This window comes from Chelativorans composti, from assembly GCF_039541695.1.
GTDB classification, from domain to species: Bacteria; Pseudomonadota; Alphaproteobacteria; order Rhizobiales; family Rhizobiaceae; genus Chelativorans; species Chelativorans composti.
Map to the genome: position 1 here is coordinate 140558 of NZ_BAABGS010000009.1, position 18025 is coordinate 158582.

The following is an 18025-nucleotide window of genomic DNA, read 5'->3' on the forward strand; positions in this document are numbered from 1 at the left end:
GTGAAACGCAAAGGCAAGATCGAGAAAAGGCGATGACTGACGCTGTTGTCCAGACCCAGAGAGACCGACAGCTCCGGCTTCGGATGCTGATCTCCGCTCTCGGCATGCTGCCGGTTCTGCTGCTGCTGGTGATCGGCTTCCAGCTGCTTTCGGGCCGCTTCCTGACGCTAAATAATCTGTCGATCGTCATGCAGCAGGCCTCGATCAACATCGTGCTCGCCGCCGGCATGACCTTCGTGATCCTCACGGGCGGAATCGACCTGTCGGTCGGCTCGGTGCTGGCAGCCTCGGCGATGATCGCGGTCATCGTCTCACTTTTCCCAGACTGGGGCATGCTGGGCATTCTCGCAGCACTAGCAATGGGTCTTGCATGCGGCTTCATCAACGGAGCGCTCATCGCCTATCTGCGATTACCGCCGTTCATTGTGACACTGGGTTCTCTCACGGCCGTGCGCGGCGTTGCCCGCCTTCTCGGCAACGACACCACGGTGTTCAACCCGTCGCTGCCCTTTGCCTTTATCGGCAATGGCACATTGTTTGGCGTGCCTTGGCTGGCAATCATAGCCATCTCGGTGGTTCTGGTATCGTGGTTCATCCTGCGGCGGACGGTGCTAGGCACCTGGATTTATGCCGTGGGCGGCAACATGGAGGCGGCACGGCTAACTGGCATCAAGGTGTCGCTTGTACTGCTCTTCGTCTACTCGATGTCCGGCCTCCTGTCCGGCCTTGGCGGTGCCATGTCGGCGGCGCGCCTGTTCGCGGCCAACGGGCTGCAGCTTGGCCAAGCCTATGAGCTCGATGCCATCGCGGCTGTCATTCTCGGTGGCACGAGCTTCGTGGGGGGAGTCGGTTCCATTTGGGGCACGCTGATCGGCGCCCTCATCATAGCTGTGCTGTCCAATGGCCTCATCCTCGTGGGGGTCTCGGACATCTGGCAGTACATTATCAAGGGATTGGTCATCATCGCGGCCGTGGCGCTGGATCGCTACCGGCTCCAGGGAGTGAGTAGGACGTGATTGATGATCCAACACCGGTTCACGACCGGTGAGTCAGCGCCATCCGGCGTAAAACGGAGGAAGAGGAGGAGCAACAATGACGAGGATGAAAAGGCTGCTTTGCGGCGCCGCACTCGCGTCCATGATGGCGGGTTCGGCCGTGGCGAAAGACTTGAACAGCATCGGCATCTCTGTGGGCCTGCTGGGCAACCCCTTCTTCGTGGCCACGATCAAGGGCATCGAGGACCGCGCCAAGGAGATCAACCCGGACGTGAAGATCACGTCGGTCTCGGCCGACTACGACCTGAACAAGCAGGTATCCCAGATCGACAGCTTCATCGCGGCTGGCGTCGATATCATCATGCTCAACGCAGTGGATGCGAGTGCCATTGCGCCGGCTGTGAAGAAAGCTCAGGATGCCGGCATTGTCGTCGCCGCCTTTGACGTGTCCGCGCCCGGCGCCGATGTCACGGTCATGACCAACAACGTGAAGGCTGGCGAGATCGCCTGTCAGTACATCGTTGACCAGCTCAACGGCCAGGGCAATGTCATCATCATCAACGGTCCGCAGTCGTCGTCCATCATTGACCGCGTGAAGGGCTGCAAGAGCGTGTTCGAGAAACACTCGGGCATCAACATTCTGTCGGATGATCAGAACGGCAAGGCCTCCCGCGAGGGCGGTCTGGACGTGATGCAGAGCCTGCTGACCCGCTTTGACGACGTGGATGCTGTCTTTGCGATCAACGACCCGACAGCAATCGGCGCCGAGCTTGCGGCGCGCCAGCTCAATCGTACCGAGTTCTTCATCACCGCTGTGGACGGGGCTCCGGACATCGAAGAGGCGTTGAAGACCGGCACCTCGATGATCAAGGCATCGGCCTCGCAGGATCCTTACGTGATGGCCGGTATGGCGCTGGAGCTGGGCTACAAGGTGCTCCAGGGCGAGAAGCCCGAGCAGGACACCGTGCTGCTCGATCCGCAGCTGATCACCGCGGAGAACGTGAACGAGTACAAGGGTTGGACCGCTGCCCGCTGAAGCTTGACCTGCCATCGCGCAGCCGGAGTCTTCCGGCTGCGCCTTTCATTTGAAGATGGGCTTTTTCCGCCTTTGCGGGAACGGTCCGGTCCGTGGGGTAGCAGCGGCGGCAGCCGCAGTCCCCGAACGCGAGAGGTTGCCATGACCAAACTCGGCATTCACTCCTTTGTCTGGAGCGCTAGCTCGTCGCGCAACGAAATCGAGAGCGTTCTGTCCCGCACCAAGGAAGCCGGTTTCGATCTTATCGAATTCTCCTATCTTGACCCAACCGCCGTCGACATGCCGTGGCTGGCACGAAGGCTTGAGGAATATGGGCTTGCGGTGGCCATCAGCATGGGGTTGCCGCGCGACGGCGACATTTCCAGTGCCGATCCGGACATCCAGAAGAATGGCGTGGCCATTCTTGACCGAGCTGTCGCGCTCACCCGTGATCTCGGGGGCACCAAACTCGGCGGCATCCTGAGTTCGGCCCATGGCTATACGCCGGAGGCGCCGACACCGGATGCCTGGGACCGCAGTGTCTCCAATCTTGCCAGGGTGGCCGAGCGGGCCAAGGCGGCGGGTGTCACGCTCAATCTCGAGATAGTCAACCGCTTCGAAAGCAACCTGCTCAACACTGCAGCTCAGGGCCTGGCATACATCAGGGACACGGGCGCCTCGAATGTGTTCCTCCACCTCGATACGTTCCACATGAACATCGAGGAGGCGGACCTGGGACTGGCGCTGCGGAACGCCGCCGACAAGGTGGGCTATGTCCACATAGGCGAAAGCCACCGGGGTTATCTCGGTACCGGCAGCATCGACTTCGCAGCCGTGTTCGATGCGCTCGTGGCTATCGGCTACGATGACTACATCACCTTCGAATCCTTCTCTTCGGAAATTGTAGATGAGGATCTTTCACTGAAGGCGGCCATCTGGCGCAACCTTTGGACCGATAACGTGGATCTGGCGCGGCATGCGCGCAGTTTCATTTCGCTGGGCATGGAGACCGCGCGGCGCAAGGCGGAGCTGGTGCGGCGGGAGCACCGGCCCTCATAGAGCCTGTGATCCTGCGGAGGGGAAAAGGGCGAGCCGCTGGCCCGCCCTTTCGTCATATTAGGTGGCCGTCTATTGCGCGCGCTTCACGATGTCGTAGGCGAAGAACTGCGAGTTCAGCCCATTGACGGGATACCCGCTCACCGACGCGCTCGATACCACGATCTGCGGATAGAGATAAAGCCAGGTGCTGGCCGCGTCCTCAGCGATGATGCGGTTGGCTTCCTTGAGCTTCTCCACCTGCTCTTCCTCGGTGGCGCTGGCCTCGGCCGAGGCGATCAGGTCCACGACCTGCGGATTGTTGTAGCCCCAGTAGAAGTTCGGGTTGCCGTAGAAGACGATGTCGCGATGGTTCACGTGCTCCTGCAGCGTCGCCTCGAAGTCGCGCGCCTGGTAGATCTTCGTGTACCACTCGTTGGCGGTGATGATGTTGATGTTCACCTTGATGCCGACCTTGGCGAGCTCGCTCTGAACGAACTGCGCGACGATCGGGTGCGGATCGTAGTTCGGGGTATCCAGCGTAAAGGTGAAGCCATCGGCATAGCCGGCCTCGGCCAGCAGCTGCCTGGCGCTCTCGGGGTCATACGGATCGACACCGGTAAGGTCGATGTACCACGGGTCGGTCGGCGGCACGAACGAGCCGATCAGCGTGCCATACTCACCCCAGATGGACTTGAGCAGCTGTTCGCGGTTGATCGCGCGGGTGATGGCCTTGCGGACCTTCGTGTTGCTGAAGGGTTCGATGCGGTCGTTGAAGGCAAGCACTTCCTTGGTCGTGGACGCGCCCTCAGATACGGTGAAGGCCGGGTTGTCCGTAAACTGGGCGAGCGAATCCGGGCTCTGGACGCTGGTGATGATGTCCACTGCGTCGGTGAGCAGGGCGTTGTTGAGCGCCGTCGCCTCCGTGAAGTAGTTGAACGTCACGCCGCCGTTCTTCGGCTTCTCGCCCCAGTAGTTCTCAAAGGGGACAAGGCTGATGCTGGAGCCACGGCGCCAGGTGTCGAGCTTGTAGGGGCCGGTGCCGTCGGCGGCCGAGGTGATGTTGCCGGCCGCATCGTTTACGATCCAGACGTAGGTGAGATTGTAGGGCAGCGAGATCGAGCGGCTTTTAAGGCGGATCACGACCGTCTGGTCGTCCGGCGTCTCGATGCTCTCGATATTGGAGAGACTGCTCTTGCGCGAGCTCTTGGAGGTCTCCGCTGTCACGCGCTCGATGCTGTACTTGACGTCAGCCGAGGTCAGCGGGTCGCCGGAATGGAAGGTCACGTTCGGCTGCAGTTTGATGGTGTAGGTCAGGCCATCGTCGCTGACCGAATATTCGGCCGCAAGCTTGGGCTTCACGGAGCCGTCGTCCTGCAGTTGGAACAGGCCCTCGTAGACATTGCCGTTGAAAGCCTCGTTGATGCCCTGGCCAGCACCGGCGGTGTTGTCGAGATTCTGCGGCTCGTAGAGCGAGCCGATTCGGATGATGGCGTTCGGATCTGCGTCCTGCGCCCGGACCTCGGCGGTGCCCGAGAGCACCAGCATCAGGGCCGTGGCGATGCCGGCACCCCAGCCAGCCCACTTCTGCTTTACGGTCATCTTGTTGTTCTCCTCATGCCTGTTCGTTGCGCCGGGCGATTGTTGCTGGCGCCAGACGATTTGGCGTGAATGTAGACGTTTCCAACGGGACCGGCGAAGAAAACTATTTTACGAAATCAATGGTCACAGCAATATCATTTCATGCAAGGACGAGCCGCTAGAATGGATTTTGGCGTAGACAAGGCCTCCCGGCCTTGTTGCGCCTTTGCCCCTGACGCTCTATCTGGAAGGAGGGGAAGGTTGCGTGCATCATTCGCAGCTTGCGCCGGTCAGTGAAACTTTTGTTGGGCGTGTCATGGTCAATATCGTGAAGAGATCCAGTGTGGTGGAAGCCCTCCTGCCGGGACAGGGGCAGGGGAAGGTTGTGGCGCGGTCGACGGGCGCGAGCATCGATATCGCCGGTGGGGTGCGTGACGGTGGCATGACACCTCTTGAAATGATGGACGCCGCGCTGGCTGGCTGCCTCGTGCTGAGCGTCAGGATCGCCGCCCGCAATCTTGGCTGGCAGGATCGGCTGGTTTCCGTGAAGGTGGATGTGCGCCATGAAAAGGCGCTTGATCAGCCGTCGCGGGTGGCGAGGTTCGATTGCCTCTTCGCGATCAAGGGCGATTTTTCGGAAGAGGAACGGCAGAAGCTGATCGACGAGGCGCACCATCTCTGTACCGTCGGCAACACGCTGACGAGCAACGTCGAGATCCGCGACGTGACGGACATTCCGGAGGACGCATAACAGTCCAACGGAAGCGTGTGAACGCGCCAGCCGAAAACCAATCGAAGAATTGCATCTGGCGCTGACGCCCGGATGCCTCGTGGTCGTCACGGTGCCCATGGCTGCAGGCCGCGCCTCATCATCCCTTCTTCCGCGCCTGGATTGGTCAGCTATTGCTCCGGGAGCCGGGGCGTCCTGGTGTCTCTCCCGCCGCAGGCCTAAGGCATGTGCCAGATAATGCGTTGTCGGATGCGCGCTACCGAAAGCTCTTGCGCTCGGAAGTACTGAGCCTAAATTTATAATGTAACTTTTTTCAACTTGCTGGATTTACGGTGTCTCTGGCGCAGACTGTGCCCGGGACAGGCTTATTCTGCACATGAAATTTATGGTGTCGCTTCTGTTCGCAAAGATCTTCTTGCTTATGTTTGATCGGCGTCAATGAAGGAAAGTGTCATGAGAGCTCTTCTGTTGATGCTGGTTGATCGCTTGCAACGGGACACAAGCTGGTTGGCCAGCCCTCTGAGTGCTTTTGTGGCTGGGTTCCGCAGTCACGTTCGGCAGAAGGATCCGCGGCATCGAAGCATGTGAGCCGCCGCTGAGGCCGATGGTCGGTGCCCGGATCATTGCGGCAATCTCTGACCAAAGGAGAAGACCCATGTTGGGCAATAAACTCCCGATTTCCAAGAACACCGATCCTGCCAAGGTTGACGATTGGTCGCCCTTTGAAAACCTGCGCCGGGAGATCGACCGGCTGTTCGACGAGTGGAGACTTCCGTCGCGCTTTCTAGGCTTTGACGTGCCTCGTTTGTCGAATGTTGCGGGCACCCTCGTTCCGGCAACGGATATCGCCGAGAAGGATGATTGCTACGAAATCACGGCCGAACTTCCGGGCCTGGACGAGAAGGACGTCGAAGTCAGCCTTGCGAACGGTACTCTGACGATCAAGGGTGAGAAGTCGGAGAACAAGGAAGAGAAGCAGAAGGGTTACTACCTGTCGGAGCGCCGTTACGGCTCGTTCCAGCGCAGCTTCCGCATTCCCGAAGGCGTCGATGCCGACAAGATCGAGGCAAGCTTCGCCAAGGGCGTCCTGACGGTAAAGCTGCCGAAGACGGCTGAAGCCAAAGCCGAAAAGAAGATCGCCATCAACGCAGGTTGATGGGCATGTGCAAAGTCGCACTGCACCGGCGCGCGAACTTGCGCGCCGATGCTTTTTTTGATGCGAACCTTTTGTGTCCAGCCATTGCAGGGCCGGCTATCCGTCCGTACTCGCGTCGGCAGCCTGATGCGCAATCATGTTGTGTATTGTTCAGGATTATCGTATTTTTAGATTCTGCCATTTATTTTATTTATAGGCCATTATCTCAGTATATTCCAGATCCAGGACTGTGATATATTATAAACTATTTCACTATCAAAAATTGTTGCCATTGAAAAAGCTTCATTTGTTATGAATACGTATAATTGCGTAAGGATACGGCACAATTTCGGAGCTGGGCATCTTCAGTATAGATAACCCGACAAACACGGAGGGTTGTCAAATGCTCGCATCTGAAATTCCTGGTGTTTCCACTGCACATGGTCACAAGTTCCGCAATCCGAATGTGGCTGCTGTTCGTCCCGAAAGGGACCTGCCGGCACCGGTTTTCTTTCGGGCTGGATCAGAGATCTATGCTGAGGGCGATGCCTGCGGGAAGCTCTATCGGGTGGCATTCGGATGCGTGCGTGTCTACCGCCTGCTGTCGGACGGCCGGCGCCAGATCTCCGCGTTCCATCTGCCGGGCGAGGTCTTCGGCTTCGAGGCCGGCAAGGAGCGCCGCTTTTTTGCAGAAGCCGTCTGTGACAGCGGGATCCAGATCCTTTCGACCGGATCCGGCTCCGAGGAGATGGCAAACGAACTGCTGCCCATGGCGCTTCAGTGCCTGCTGCGTGCAGAAGACCATCTCATGATGCTCGGCCGGCAGAACGCCATGGAGAGGATTGCCAGCTTCCTCCTGGAAATGGCCGAGCAGCAGGGCGAACAGTCCCACATCGAACTTCCGATGACGCGGTCTGACATCGCCGACTATCTCGGCCTGACGATCGAAACGGTTTCCCGCGCCTTCTCGACGCTGAAGCGGCGCGGCGTCATCCGGCTGACCGGACTGCGCGGCGTCGACATCGTGCAGCGCCAGGCGCTGACGGCCATGGCCTGCCACTAAGGCCTCTTGCTGCCATTACTGCTCTGCCGAAAGCGCGGATGGTCTCCAGGGCACCAGACGTTCCGGCGATGGGTCTTCGCATTCGACGCGGGAAATGCTCCGGCCGTTTCTGCTTCCGTTGACGCGCGAAGCTGTGTCTTGAGCAGGGAGCGGGGAACGGCCTAGGATCGTCTCAGTTTGCTGTGAACATGCGCTCGAAGGAGGACGCGCCATGGCGGAGACGATCGCATTCATCGGGCTTGGCAACATGGGCTGCCCGATGGCTGCCAATCTGGTTAAAGGCGGCTATCGGGTGACGGGTTTCGATCTGTCGCCCACGGCCTGCGCAGACGCCCGGGAGAAAGGCATCAAGACCGCGACGTCTGCGCCGGAGGCCGTGAGTGATGCCGATGTCGTTATCACCATGCTTCCGGCCGGGCGGCACGTTCTTGCCGTCTGGCGGGAGATCGTGCCGGCCATGAAGGATGGCGCGCTTCTCATAGACAGTTCCACGCTCGATGTCGGCAGCGCCCGCCAGGCGCACGAAATGGCTGCGGCGGCGAACCGCGGGCTCGCGTCCTTGGATGCGCCGGTGTCAGGTGGCGTGGGCGGCGCCACAGCCGGCACGCTCACCTTCATGTGCGGCGGAACGGGGGAAGCCTTCGCGCGGGCCAGGCCGGTTCTTGAGAAGATGGGTGCGAAGATCGTCCATTGCGGCGACGCCGGAGCAGGGCAGGCAGCCAAGATCTGCAACAACATGATCCTCGGGATTTCCATGATAGGCGTCGCGGAGGCCTTCGTCTTGGCCGAGAAGCTGGGCCTCTCGCATCAGGCCCTGTTCGATGTGGCGTCCACTTCGTCCGGCCAGTGCTGGTCGCTGACCTCCTACTGCCCCGTGCCGGGCCCCGTTCCATCCTCACCGGCGAACAACGGCTACAAGCCAGGCTTTGCAGCTGCGCTGATGCTGAAGGATCTGCGGCTCGCGCAGGAGGCGGCAAACGCCACCGGCGCCACGACGCCGCTTGGCGCCGAGGCGGCGCAGCTTTACTCGCTGTTCGCTGCAGCCGGGCACGCCAGCGAGGACTTCTCCGGAATCATCAATTTTCTAAGGGGTGGAGGCAAGGACTGATGTCCTATTCGACTATACTGGTGGAAACGCGTGGCAAGGTGGGGCTCATCACACTCAACCGCCCGGAGGCGCTCAATGCGCTCAACTCGGAGCTTCTGCGGGAGATGAATGAGGTGCTGGACGGGTTCGACCGCGATCCGTCCATCGGCTGCATTGTCATCACGGGTTCGCAGAAGGCTTTTGCCGCTGGCGCGGACATCAAGGAGATGGCGAACATCACCTATCCCGGCACCTATCTCGACGACTATTTCGCGGGATGGGATCGCGTGGCTTCGCGCCGCAAGCCGATGATCGCAGCGGTTGCCGGCTATGCGCTGGGAGGCGGCTGCGAGCTTGCGATGATGTGTGACTTCATCATTGCCGCCGACAACGCCAGGTTCGGCCAGCCGGAGATCAAGCTTGGCGTCATGCCCGGCATGGGCGGAACGCAGCGCCTCACGCGCCTGATCGGGCGGGCGAAGGCCATGGAGATGTGCCTGACCGGCCGGATGATGGATACGGAGGAAGCGGAGCGCAGCGGGTCTCGTCGCGCGCGTGGTGCCGCTTGCCAATCTGCTCGACGACGCCATCAAGACTGCCGAGACCATCGCCTCCATGTCTCTTCCGATCGCCATGATGACGAAGGAGGCCGTCCACCGGGCTGACGAGGTTTCGCTGTCGGAGGGGGTGCGTTTCGAGCGTCGCGTGTTTCATTCCATGTTCGCCACGCAGGACCAGAAGGAAGGCATGGCAGCCTTCATCGAGAAGCGGCAGGCCGAGTTCAAGAACGGCTAGCGCGGTCGGGGGCGCCAGTTGCCGGCGCCCGGCCGAGTCTCGTTCATGCGGGTTCCCCAAGCCTATGCCGTGATCTCGGGCTCCACCAGACGCGCCAGGTTGCGCAATGACTCCTGCCAGCCGAGATAGCAGGCCTCCGGCGGAACGGCATCCGGTATACCGGACTGGACGATTTCGAGCTCCGTGCCCACCGAAACCTTCTTCAAGGTTACAGTGACTTCCATGGCGCCGGGCAGGTTCGGATCGTCGAATTTGTCCGTGTAGCGGATGCGCTCGCCGGGCGAGAGCTCCAGGAACTCGCCCCCGAAGGACTCGGCCTGGGAGGTCGTGAAATTGCGGAATGACATTCGGAACGTGCCTTTTATCGTCGGCTCGAATTGCTGGACGGTGCAGGTGAAGCCGTTGGGCGGGAGCCATTTGGCAACCGCGTCGGCCTCCACAAAGGCGCGGTAGACCTTTTCCGGGCTGGCGGTGAGAACGCGGTGCAGGCGTACGGTGCTGGGCATCGGGATCCTCCTTCCTGAGTTGGTTGGACCAAGGACGGATGGGATGCGGTGCATCCGACATCATGAAGTCCCGATTGTCTCGATCCGCCCGAAGGCGGTTCGGCGGGAGTGTCGTCTGGGCACTGCTGGCTGTCGCCAGACTGTTGCAGCCCCATGAGGGAACCGGCGCCATCCTTGCGGGTTCTTCCGAGAATAGAAGGAGGGCCATATGACGGTCATTCGTGACAAGGCCACGCCCGCACGCCAAGCCGCCCAGACCCGTGGTCGCATCCAGAAGGGTCTCGATGGCGACAAGGTCCCCGGCTTCGATCCCGCAGCCGCGCCGCTGGAAACGGACGCTGAAGCGGGGGGGTCTTCAGATCCGTTGCCACCGGAAACCCCATCGGACACGCCCCGGACCAACCGGGATGCTCATGCCTCGTCCCATGCCGAGGCCATGCGACCGATCGAAGGGGCTGTCCAGCCGCGTGCCGTGAGCGTATGGTGGTTTCTGCTGGCCATTGTCGCAATTGGAGTAGCTTTCGGGCTGCTGTTCTTGCGAACCTGACGGCGACCGACGGATCGGAGAACTAGGTGGTCCGGCCGGTGCCGGGCCGGCATTTCTCTATGCCAATGACTGTATGTTGACATAAAGATGTCTTTATGTGAAAAGCCCAAGAGCCCGTCACATAAGGAATTGTCATGCCGCAGGAACCGTCTTTGCTGGATAATCTTCTCGGTCCAGTCGCCAGGCCCGATGGCGCGGAGGTGCTTGCGGCCCTGACCGCGGCAGCGCGGGAGCGCATCCTGATTCTCGATGGCGCGATGGGCACCCAGATCCAGGGCCTGGGTTTCGACGAGGAACATTTCCGGGGCTCGCGCTTCATCAATTGTGAGTGTCACCAGAAGGGCAACAACGACCTTCTGATCCTGTCGCAGCCCTCGGCGATTGAAGAGATCCATTACAAGTATGCCATCGCCGGCGCGGACATCCTTGAAACCAACACTTTTTCCTCGACCCGGGTTGCTCAGGCGGATTACGGGATGGAGGATGCCGTCTACGACCTCAACCGCGAGGGCGCGAGGCTCGCGCGCCGCGCGGCGTTGCGCGCCCAGCGCGAGGACGGCAAGCGCCGCTTCGTGGCCGGTGCCATTGGTCCTACCAATCGCACGGCGTCCATTTCGCCTGACGTGAACAACCCCGGCTTTCGCGCCATTTCCTTTGACGAGCTGCGCCTTGCGTATGGCGAGCAGATTCGCGGCCTGGTCGATGGCGGCGCGGACATCATCCTGATCGAGACGATCTTCGACACGTTGAACGCCAAGGCGGCCATTTTCGCCTGCGAGGAGGTGTTTGCGGAAAAGGGTGTCCGTCTGCCGCTGATGATCTCCGGCACGATCACGGATCTGTCCGGCCGCACGCTCTCCGGCCAGACGCCGACGGCATTCTGGTATTCGATCCGCCACGCGAAGCCTTTTACGGTGGGACTCAACTGCGCCCTCGGCGCTGCCGCCATGCGTCCGCACATCGCGGAGCTCGCGAGCGTTGCCGATACCTTCATCTGCGCCTATCCGAACGCGGGCCTTCCGAACGCATTCGGCAAGTATGACGAGACGCCGGAGATGATGGCCGCCCAGCTGCGCGACTTTGCGCAGGAGGGGCTGGTCAACGTGGTGGGCGGCTGCTGCGGCTCGACGCCGGAACACATTGCCATGATCGCCGAGGCGGTGCGCGGTCTTGCCCCGCGCAAGCCGGTTGAGCCCCGCCCGCTGCTGATGCTCTCCGGCCTTGAGCCGTTCACACTGACGGAAGACATTCCCTTCGTGAACGTCGGCGAGCGCACGAACGTCACCGGTTCCGCCAAGTTTCGCAAACTGATCACCGCCGGCGACTATGCGGCTGCGCTCGACGTGGCCCGCGACCAGGTGGAGAACGGCGCACAGGTCATCGACGTCAACATGGACGAGGGCCTGATCGACTCCAAGAAGGCGATGGTGGAGTTCCTTAACCTCATCGCCGCTGAGCCCGACATCGCCCGTGTGCCGATCATGATCGACTCCTCCAAGTGGGAGGTGATTGAAGCCGGCCTGAAGTGCGTGCAAGGCAAGGCGATCGTCAATTCCATCTCGCTCAAGGAAGGCGAAGAAGCATTCCTGCATCACGCGCGGCTCTGCCGCATGTATGGCGCCGCGGTTGTCGTCATGGCTTTCGACGAGAAGGGCCAGGCCGACACCAGGCAGCGCAAGGTGGAAATCTGCACCCGCGCATACAAGCTGCTGACGGAGAAGGTGGGCTTTCCGCCGGAAGACATCATCTTCGACCCGAACATCTTTGCGGTCGCGACCGGTATCGAGGAACACGACAACTACGGCGTGGACTTCATCGAGGCGGCGGCCGAGATCCGCAAGTCCCTGCCGCACGTTCACGTCTCTGGTGGTGTATCGAACCTGAGCTTCTCCTTCCGTGGCAACGAGCCAGTGCGGCAGGCGATGCACTCGGTGTTCCTGTATCACGCCATCCAGGCGGGCATGGATATGGGCATCGTCAACGCCGGGCAGCTGGTTGTCTATGACACGATCGACCCGGAGCTGCGCGAGGCTTGTGAGGACGTCGTGCTCAACCGCAAGCCGAAGGCCGGCGGCACGGCGACCGAGCGCCTCCTGGAGCTTGCCGAACGGTACAAGGGTTCCGCCAGCAAGGAGAGCAAGGAAAAGGATCTCTCCTGGCGCGAGTGGCCGGTCGAGAAGCGGCTTGAGCACGCACTGGTCAATGGCATCACCGAGTTCATCGAGGTGGACACCGAAGAGGCCCGCCAGAAGGCCAAGCGCCCCCTCGACGTGATCGAGGGCCCGCTGATGGCCGGCATGAACGTGGTCGGTGACTTGTTCGGCTCGGGCAAGATGTTCCTGCCGCAGGTGGTGAAGTCCGCCCGCGTGATGAAGCAGGCCGTGGCCGTCCTCCTGCCCTACATGGAGGCGGAGAAGCTTGCCAACCAGACCGGTGGCGAACGCCAGTCCGCAGGCAAGGTCCTGCTCGCGACGGTGAAGGGCGACGTGCACGATATTGGCAAGAACATCGTCGGCGTCGTGCTCGCCTGCAACAATTACGAGATCATCGACCTTGGCGTCATGGTCCCGGCGACCAAGATCCTGCAGACGGCGAAGGAAGAGAAGGTCGACATCATCGGTCTTTCCGGACTCATCACGCCGTCGCTTGACGAGATGGTGCATGTGGCTTCCGAGATGGAGCGTGAGGGCTTCGACATTCCGCTGCTAATCGGCGGCGCCACCACCAGCCGCGTCCATACCGCGGTGAAGATCCATCCGGCCTATAGCCGCTGCCAGGCTGTTCACGTCAACGACGCGAGCCGCGCGGTGGCCGTGGTCTCCTCGCTGCTGTCGGATGCCCGCAACGAGTTCATCGAGTCCGTCCGTGCCGAGTACAAGCGGGTGGCGGAGGCGCATGAACGGGCCGAGGCGGACAAGCAGCGCGTGCCGATCGAGAAAGCGCGCGCCAATGCCTACAAGATCGACTGGGCGAACTATGAGCCGCCGGTTCCCTCTTTCCTTGGCACGAGGACCTTCGAGACCTGGGATCTGTCCGAGCTGGCCCGCTACATCGACTGGACGCCCTTCTTCCAGGCCTGGGAGATGCGCGGCCGTTATCCGCAGATTCTCGAGGACGAGAAGCAGGGGGAAGCCGCCCGGCAGCTTTTCGAGGACGCGCAGGCGATGCTCCAGAAGATCATCGAGGAGAAGTGGTTCGCGCCGAAGGCCGTGGTCGGCTTCTGGCCCGCGAACGCGGTCGGTGACGACATTCGCGTCTTCACCGACGAGAGCCGCGGCCAGGAGCTTGGGACCTTCTTCACGCTTCGCCAGCAGTTGAGCCGCCGCGACGGCAAGCCGAACCTGGCGCTCGCCGACTTCATCGCCCCGCTGGAGAGCGGCAAGCGCGATTACATCGGCGGTTTCGTGGTGACCGCGGGCATCGAGGAAGTCGCCATCGCCGAGCGATTTGAGCGCGCGAACGACGACTACAGCTCGATCATGGTCAAAGCGCTGGCCGACCGCTTCGCCGAGGCTTTCGCAGAGCGCATGCACGAATATGTGCGCAAGGAGCTCTGGGGCTATGCGCCGGACGAAAACCTGACCAACGACGAGCTGATTGCCGAAGCGTACAAGGGTATCCGCCCTGCCCCCGGCTACCCGGCTCAGCCGGATCATACCGAGAAGGTCACGCTGTTCCGGCTACTCGATGCGGAGTCCAAGGCAGGCGTGAAGCTCACCGAGAGCATGGCCATGTGGCCGGGCTCCTCGGTCTCGGGTCTCTATCTCTCGCATCCGGAGAGCTACTATTTCGGCGTCGCCAAGGTGGAGCGCGACCAGGTGGAGGACTATGCCCGTCGCAAGGGCATGGCGATCGAAGAGGTCGAGCGCTGGCTCGGTCCGATCCTCAATTACGTCCCGGCGGCCTACGACAAGGCGGCCGAGTAACCGACCAAAGAAATCAGACCGCGTTGCTGATGGCAGCGCGGCCGTCTCCCGCGAACGCCTACTCGACGGCGCGTGGTTGGCGGGCGCCTGCCCTCGCCTCTCGCCAGAGGATCACCAGGTTCGAGAGGATCACCAGCACGCCGCCGATCCATACGTTGAGCGTCGGCCAGTCGCTCCAGATGAACCAGCCGAAGGCCGTCGCCCAGATGATGCCGCTGTAGTTGAAGGTCGTCACCACGTTGGCCGGTGCGTTCTTGTAGGCGATGGACAGGCAGAGTTGTGCCAGCGCGCCGCAGAGACCGATGGCGATCAGCAACGGAACCTGCTCCATGGTGGGCATGGTGAAGATGAACGGCATCGGCACGGCGGTCACGAGCATCCCGATCAGCAAGAAATAGAACGTCACGGTTTCAGGCGATTCCACCTTGCCCAGCTTACGCAGGAGGATCTGAAGAAAGGCGTGTATGAAGGCGGCGCTCAGCGCCAGGGTAACACCAAGAACGTTCACGTCGCCCGCCGGGCGCACCATGATCAGGACCCCGATGAAGCCCGCGGCTATCGCCGACCAGCGGAACGAGCTCACCCGTTCGCCGAGCATGAAAAAGCCGAGTGCCGGGACGATCAGCGATGTCGTGAACAGAAAGGCGGTCGTGTCCGCCATCGGCATGGCCGCATAGGCAGCAAAAGTCACGGCCAAAGACACAGTTCCGAGCACGGAGCGGAAGATCAGGAGTTTCACGTCTCCCTTCGCCTTCAGGATGTCCCGCCTGCCCATCCCGAAGACAACGAACAGAAAGGGCATGACCGCGATAAGATTGCGGTAGAAGCTTATCTCCAGGACGCTGTGATTGACCGACAGCAGCTTGGCGATCATGTTCATCGCCGCCAGCAGAAAGAAGGCGAGGAGAGCAAACAGCATTCCCACCAGATAGTTGTCCACGTGCGAAGGCCTGTGCGGGGCTGCGTGGGACTTGTCGGAAGTATCGGTCACAGCGACTCATTCTCTTGCAGGCGGGGTCCGCCCAGCGTGTAGCACATGATGACGTGGCCCGGCACCGGTCATACCCCGTTGCATGCCCTGCCCTGGCAGCAGTGCGATGTTCGGATGCGAAGCGGCAGAGACGGTACCCGGTCTCCGGCGGATGCGGGCGGCGCGTAGACGGGCTCCGCTCAGAGACCCGGGATGCTGGATTTTGACATCAGGTCATTGATGATCTTGGCTGTCGAAACGAGGAACGGCAGGACCTGCATCGCCAGTTCGCCATTGAGATCCGACTGCTTCGCGATGACGGTAATGCTTGCGTTGATGCCGAGGTTTGGATCGTGGATCGGCGCCGCAATTCCTATCAGGCCGGGGTCCACTTCGCCCCTGGTGATGCAGTAGTCGACCCTGCGCAGGGCAGCGAGCTCCGCCTTCACGGCCTCATACTCCTCTTCCGTTGCAAGATGCGTGCGCAGGAGGCGCTGGAGCTTGCGCGTGGGCATGTAGGCCAGAATGATCTTGGACGTCGCGCCCCGTAGCAAAGGCATCGGGCGTCCGCGCTCGTAGCTCGAGACGAAATCGACAGCCGGGTGGTGAAAATCGGCGATGCACATGACCGTCTCGCCGTAGAGCCGGCAGAGAGAGACCAGACACGGTACGCGCACCTGTTCTGCAAGCTGGGGCAGGAACCGCTCCCCGGTGCGGATGAGCGGGTCGGACAGGCGTACCCTGCGGTCGAACTCAATGATCGCCGGGCCGAGCCGGTACTTGTTCTCCACGGATGCTTCCAGAAATCCGTCAGCCAGCAGCTCGCGCACGGTGCGGTAGACGGAGCTCGTGGGTGTGTTCAGTGCCTGGGCGATTTCCGGAACAGTCATGTGCGGTCTCTCGTCGCCCAGCAGGCGGAGAACCGCGAGGTATCGGGACAATCCGCTCATGAATTCCTCAAAGGACTGAATATGCGCGCCAGTATCCGCATCTGAAGAAAGATGTTTCCCTTCAAGATGGCAGCGGCGCCAATGGGCACTCTGCCAAGCGTGTCGGGTGGCACGGATTTTTTGCGGGCGCATTGATCAAGCTCATCTCCGGTCCGACAACGGGAACGATCGTGCTGAAACCCGTTTGTGCTGCACCGGGCAACTGTTCTCTGGCCTGGGTTCGCAAAATGGGTATGAATCGTAACCACATGGGCCGATCATTCCCGCAAGCCGGGCATGAACCGTGCCCAGGTGTAGCGGCCGCGCCCGGGGATTTGGGAGAAGAGTGGCGAGCGTCGTTTGATTCTATGGAGGAGTTGGTGACACAGTCTTTTCAGGCGCTGATGATCGAGGACGTAGATGGCAAGCCGCGTGCCGGATTCAAACCCATTGCCCTATCCGATTTGCCGGATAACGACGTCCTGGTTGAGGTGGCCTATTCCAGCCTGAACTACAAGGATGGGCTCGCCGTCAGTGGCAAGGGCCGCATTGCGCGGCGGTTGCCGATGGTTGCGGGCATCGATCTGGCCGGCACGGTAGTCGAGTCCCGTTCCCCGGACTGGAAACCCGGCGATCAGGTTGTCGTCAACGGCTGGGGCATGTCTGAAACCGAATGGGGCGGTTATGCGCGCTACCAGCGGGTGAAACCGCACATGCTCACCAGACTCCCGGCCAAGTTTTCGCTCAGGCAGGCGATGGCGATCGGAACGGCGGGCTATACGGCCGCTCTCTGCGTCAACGCGCTCGAGGACTGGGGCACCATCCGGGAGCGGGAGGGCGAAGTTTTGGTCACCGGTGCGGCCGGCGGGGTCGGCTCCGTAGCCGTGGCGCTGCTCGCCAGCCGTGGCTACCGGGTCACCGCCTCGACCGGACGCAAGGAAACCCACGAGTATCTGGCCTCGTTGGGCGCCAAGGGTTTCGTCGATCGCGGCACCCTCGCCGAGAAGGGGAGCATGCTGCAGAAGGAACGCTGGGTTGGCGCCGTCGATACGGTCGGCTCGACAACGCTCGTGAACGTGCTGGCGCAGACGGTTTACGGTGGTGCGGTGACTGCCTGCGGGCTAGCCGGAGGAGCGGACCTGCCCGGTTCGGTGATGCCGCATATCTTGCGCGCGGTGACGCTAATTGGCGTGGATTCGGTGATGGCGCCGCATGCCAAGCGTGACCGCGCATGGGCGACGCTTGCCGAGAGCCTGGACCTCGCCCTCCTGGATTCCATGACGACAGTCGAGCCGTTGTCCCGCGTACCTGAACTCGCCGGGGAAATCCTTGCCGGACGGATTCGCGGACGGGTGGTGATCGAGATCACCTGATGGCGGGGGACGAAAGTCCCCTGCCCTGCTTGCTGTAGGTGGACGCGGGAGCGTCAGACCTTCTGTTCGCGTTTCTTCTTGGAGCTCACGAAGTAGAAGAAGCTGCTGCTGAAGATCACGCCTGCACCGAGGAAGGTCCAGATTTCGGGTATCGTGCCCCAGACCAGCCATGTGACCGCCATGGACCAGACCAGCCCGGAATAGGCGAAGGGTGCAAGGTCGGACGCCGGCGCAAGTGATCCACCCCCATTGAACGGGTCCACCTTGAAGTATGGTTTTGACCCTGAAGGAGGACCACAATGGCAAACAAGCGACACAAGCCCGACGAGATCGTCACG

14 protein-coding genes and 2 pseudogenes are annotated in these 18025 nt (G+C 61.4%); 11 read left to right on the forward strand and 5 right to left on the reverse strand.

Annotated features, from left to right (window positions below; translation table 11 throughout):
• Positions 1 to 32: 32 nt before the first annotated feature.
• The 3 genes from ABD906_RS01705 (at position 33) to ABD906_RS01715 (ending at position 3069) form a co-directional block, all read left to right on the forward strand.
• The gene (locus tag ABD906_RS01705; RefSeq protein WP_345097855.1) at positions 33 to 1016 is read left to right on the forward strand and encodes an ABC transporter permease subunit; all 984 of its coding nucleotides are present in this window, start codon (positions 33 to 35) and stop codon (positions 1014 to 1016) included.
• Between the two features lie 76 nt (positions 1017 to 1092).
• A complete protein-coding gene (locus ABD906_RS01710) occupies positions 1093 to 2031 on the forward strand; it encodes an ABC transporter substrate-binding protein (RefSeq protein WP_345097856.1) in 939 nt (312 codons plus the stop codon).
• A 141-nt stretch (positions 2032 to 2172) separates the two neighbouring features.
• Positions 2173 to 3069, forward strand: coding sequence for a sugar phosphate isomerase/epimerase family protein (locus ABD906_RS01715; RefSeq protein ID WP_345097857.1), 897 nt, complete (start codon positions 2173 to 2175; stop codon positions 3067 to 3069).
• 69 nt (positions 3070 to 3138) lie between these two features.
• Here ABD906_RS01715 and ABD906_RS01720 read toward each other — a convergent pair whose 3' ends face one another.
• Complete coding sequence (locus ABD906_RS01720; RefSeq protein ID WP_378187921.1) at positions 3139 to 4647, reverse strand: ABC transporter substrate-binding protein; 1509 nt, start codon at positions 4645 to 4647, stop codon at positions 3139 to 3141.
• 307 nt (positions 4648 to 4954) lie between these two features.
• Here ABD906_RS01720 and ABD906_RS01725 point away from each other — a divergent pair, with 307 nt between their 5' ends.
• The 5 genes and pseudogenes from ABD906_RS01725 (at position 4955) to ABD906_RS01745 (ending at position 9436) form a co-directional block, all read left to right on the forward strand.
• The gene (locus ABD906_RS01725; RefSeq protein ID WP_345097858.1) at positions 4955 to 5377 is read left to right on the forward strand and encodes an OsmC family protein; all 423 of its coding nucleotides are present in this window, start codon (positions 4955 to 4957) and stop codon (positions 5375 to 5377) included.
• A 634-nt stretch (positions 5378 to 6011) separates the two neighbouring features.
• The gene (locus ABD906_RS01730) at positions 6012 to 6512 is read left to right on the forward strand and encodes an Hsp20/alpha crystallin family protein (RefSeq protein WP_345097859.1); all 501 of its coding nucleotides are present in this window, start codon (positions 6012 to 6014) and stop codon (positions 6510 to 6512) included.
• A gap of 382 nt (positions 6513 to 6894) precedes the next feature.
• The gene (locus tag ABD906_RS01735; protein ID WP_345097860.1) at positions 6895 to 7554 is read left to right on the forward strand and encodes a helix-turn-helix domain-containing protein; all 660 of its coding nucleotides are present in this window, start codon (positions 6895 to 6897) and stop codon (positions 7552 to 7554) included.
• A gap of 166 nt (positions 7555 to 7720) precedes the next feature.
• Positions 7721 to 8662, forward strand: coding sequence for a 3-hydroxyisobutyrate dehydrogenase (gene mmsB / locus ABD906_RS01740; RefSeq protein WP_345097890.1), 942 nt, complete (start codon positions 7721 to 7723; stop codon positions 8660 to 8662).
• A pseudogene (locus ABD906_RS01745) lies at positions 8662 to 9436 on the forward strand (enoyl-CoA hydratase). The gene mmsB and the pseudogene ABD906_RS01745 overlap by 1 nt, the downstream one beginning before the upstream one ends.
• Before the next feature lie 62 nt (positions 9437 to 9498).
• On the opposite strand, the gene ABD906_RS01750 reads toward ABD906_RS01745, so the two are convergent.
• Positions 9499 to 9942: an SRPBCC family protein gene (locus tag ABD906_RS01750; RefSeq protein WP_345097861.1), complete on the reverse strand. Its 444-nt coding sequence runs from the start codon at positions 9940 to 9942 to the stop codon at positions 9499 to 9501.
• Positions 9943 to 10150: 208 nt separating this feature from the next.
• Between ABD906_RS01750 and ABD906_RS01755 the strand changes: the two genes are divergently transcribed.
• Both ABD906_RS01755 and metH read left to right on the forward strand, forming a co-directional pair.
• Positions 10151 to 10489: a hypothetical protein gene (locus tag ABD906_RS01755; protein WP_345097862.1), complete on the forward strand. Its 339-nt coding sequence runs from the start codon at positions 10151 to 10153 to the stop codon at positions 10487 to 10489.
• 134 nt (positions 10490 to 10623) lie between these two features.
• Positions 10624 to 14415: a methionine synthase gene (metH, locus tag ABD906_RS01760; RefSeq protein ID WP_345097863.1), complete on the forward strand. Its 3792-nt coding sequence runs from the start codon at positions 10624 to 10626 to the stop codon at positions 14413 to 14415.
• 58 nt (positions 14416 to 14473) lie between these two features.
• Here metH and ABD906_RS01765 read toward each other — a convergent pair whose 3' ends face one another.
• Positions 14474 to 15406 carry a DMT family transporter gene (locus tag ABD906_RS01765; RefSeq protein WP_345097864.1) on the reverse strand — a complete coding sequence of 311 codons (933 nt, stop codon included), beginning with the start codon at positions 15404 to 15406 and terminating at the stop codon, positions 14474 to 14476.
• A 179-nt stretch (positions 15407 to 15585) separates the two neighbouring features.
• The gene (locus tag ABD906_RS01770) at positions 15586 to 16335 is read right to left on the reverse strand and encodes an IclR family transcriptional regulator (RefSeq protein WP_345097866.1); all 750 of its coding nucleotides are present in this window, start codon (positions 16333 to 16335) and stop codon (positions 15586 to 15588) included.
• Positions 16336 to 16694: 359 nt separating this feature from the next.
• Here ABD906_RS01770 and ABD906_RS01775 point away from each other — a divergent pair, with 359 nt between their 5' ends.
• A complete protein-coding gene (locus ABD906_RS01775) occupies positions 16695 to 17687 on the forward strand; it encodes an MDR family oxidoreductase (RefSeq protein ID WP_345097868.1) in 993 nt (330 codons plus the stop codon).
• A 53-nt stretch (positions 17688 to 17740) separates the two neighbouring features.
• On the opposite strand, the pseudogene ABD906_RS01780 reads toward ABD906_RS01775, so the two are convergent.
• Positions 17741 to 18025 (reverse strand): annotated as a pseudogene (locus ABD906_RS01780) (hypothetical protein); the annotation flags it as partial.

Bases quoted from the DNA above. Each gene is read 5' to 3' on its own strand.
- ABD906_RS01705 (WP_345097855.1), top strand. From the start codon at position 33: ATGACTGACGCTGTTGTCCAGACCCAGAGAGACCGACAGCTCCGGCTT.
- ABD906_RS01710 (WP_345097856.1), top strand. From the start codon at position 1,093: ATGACGAGGATGAAAAGGCTGCTTTGCGGCGCCGCACTCGCGTCCATG.
- ABD906_RS01715 (WP_345097857.1), top strand. From the start codon at position 2,173: ATGACCAAACTCGGCATTCACTCCTTTGTCTGGAGCGCTAGCTCGTCG.
- ABD906_RS01720 (WP_378187921.1), bottom strand. From the start codon at position 4,647: ATGACCGTAAAGCAGAAGTGGGCTGGCTGGGGTGCCGGCATCGCCACG.
- ABD906_RS01730 (WP_345097859.1), top strand. From the start codon at position 6,012: ATGTTGGGCAATAAACTCCCGATTTCCAAGAACACCGATCCTGCCAAG.
- ABD906_RS01735 (WP_345097860.1), top strand. From the start codon at position 6,895: ATGCTCGCATCTGAAATTCCTGGTGTTTCCACTGCACATGGTCACAAG.
- ABD906_RS01750 (WP_345097861.1), bottom strand. From the start codon at position 9,942: ATGCCCAGCACCGTACGCCTGCACCGCGTTCTCACCGCCAGCCCGGAA.
- ABD906_RS01755 (WP_345097862.1), top strand. From the start codon at position 10,151: ATGACGGTCATTCGTGACAAGGCCACGCCCGCACGCCAAGCCGCCCAG.
- metH (WP_345097863.1), top strand. From the start codon at position 10,624: ATGCCGCAGGAACCGTCTTTGCTGGATAATCTTCTCGGTCCAGTCGCC.
- ABD906_RS01770 (WP_345097866.1), bottom strand. From the start codon at position 16,335: ATGAGCGGATTGTCCCGATACCTCGCGGTTCTCCGCCTGCTGGGCGAC.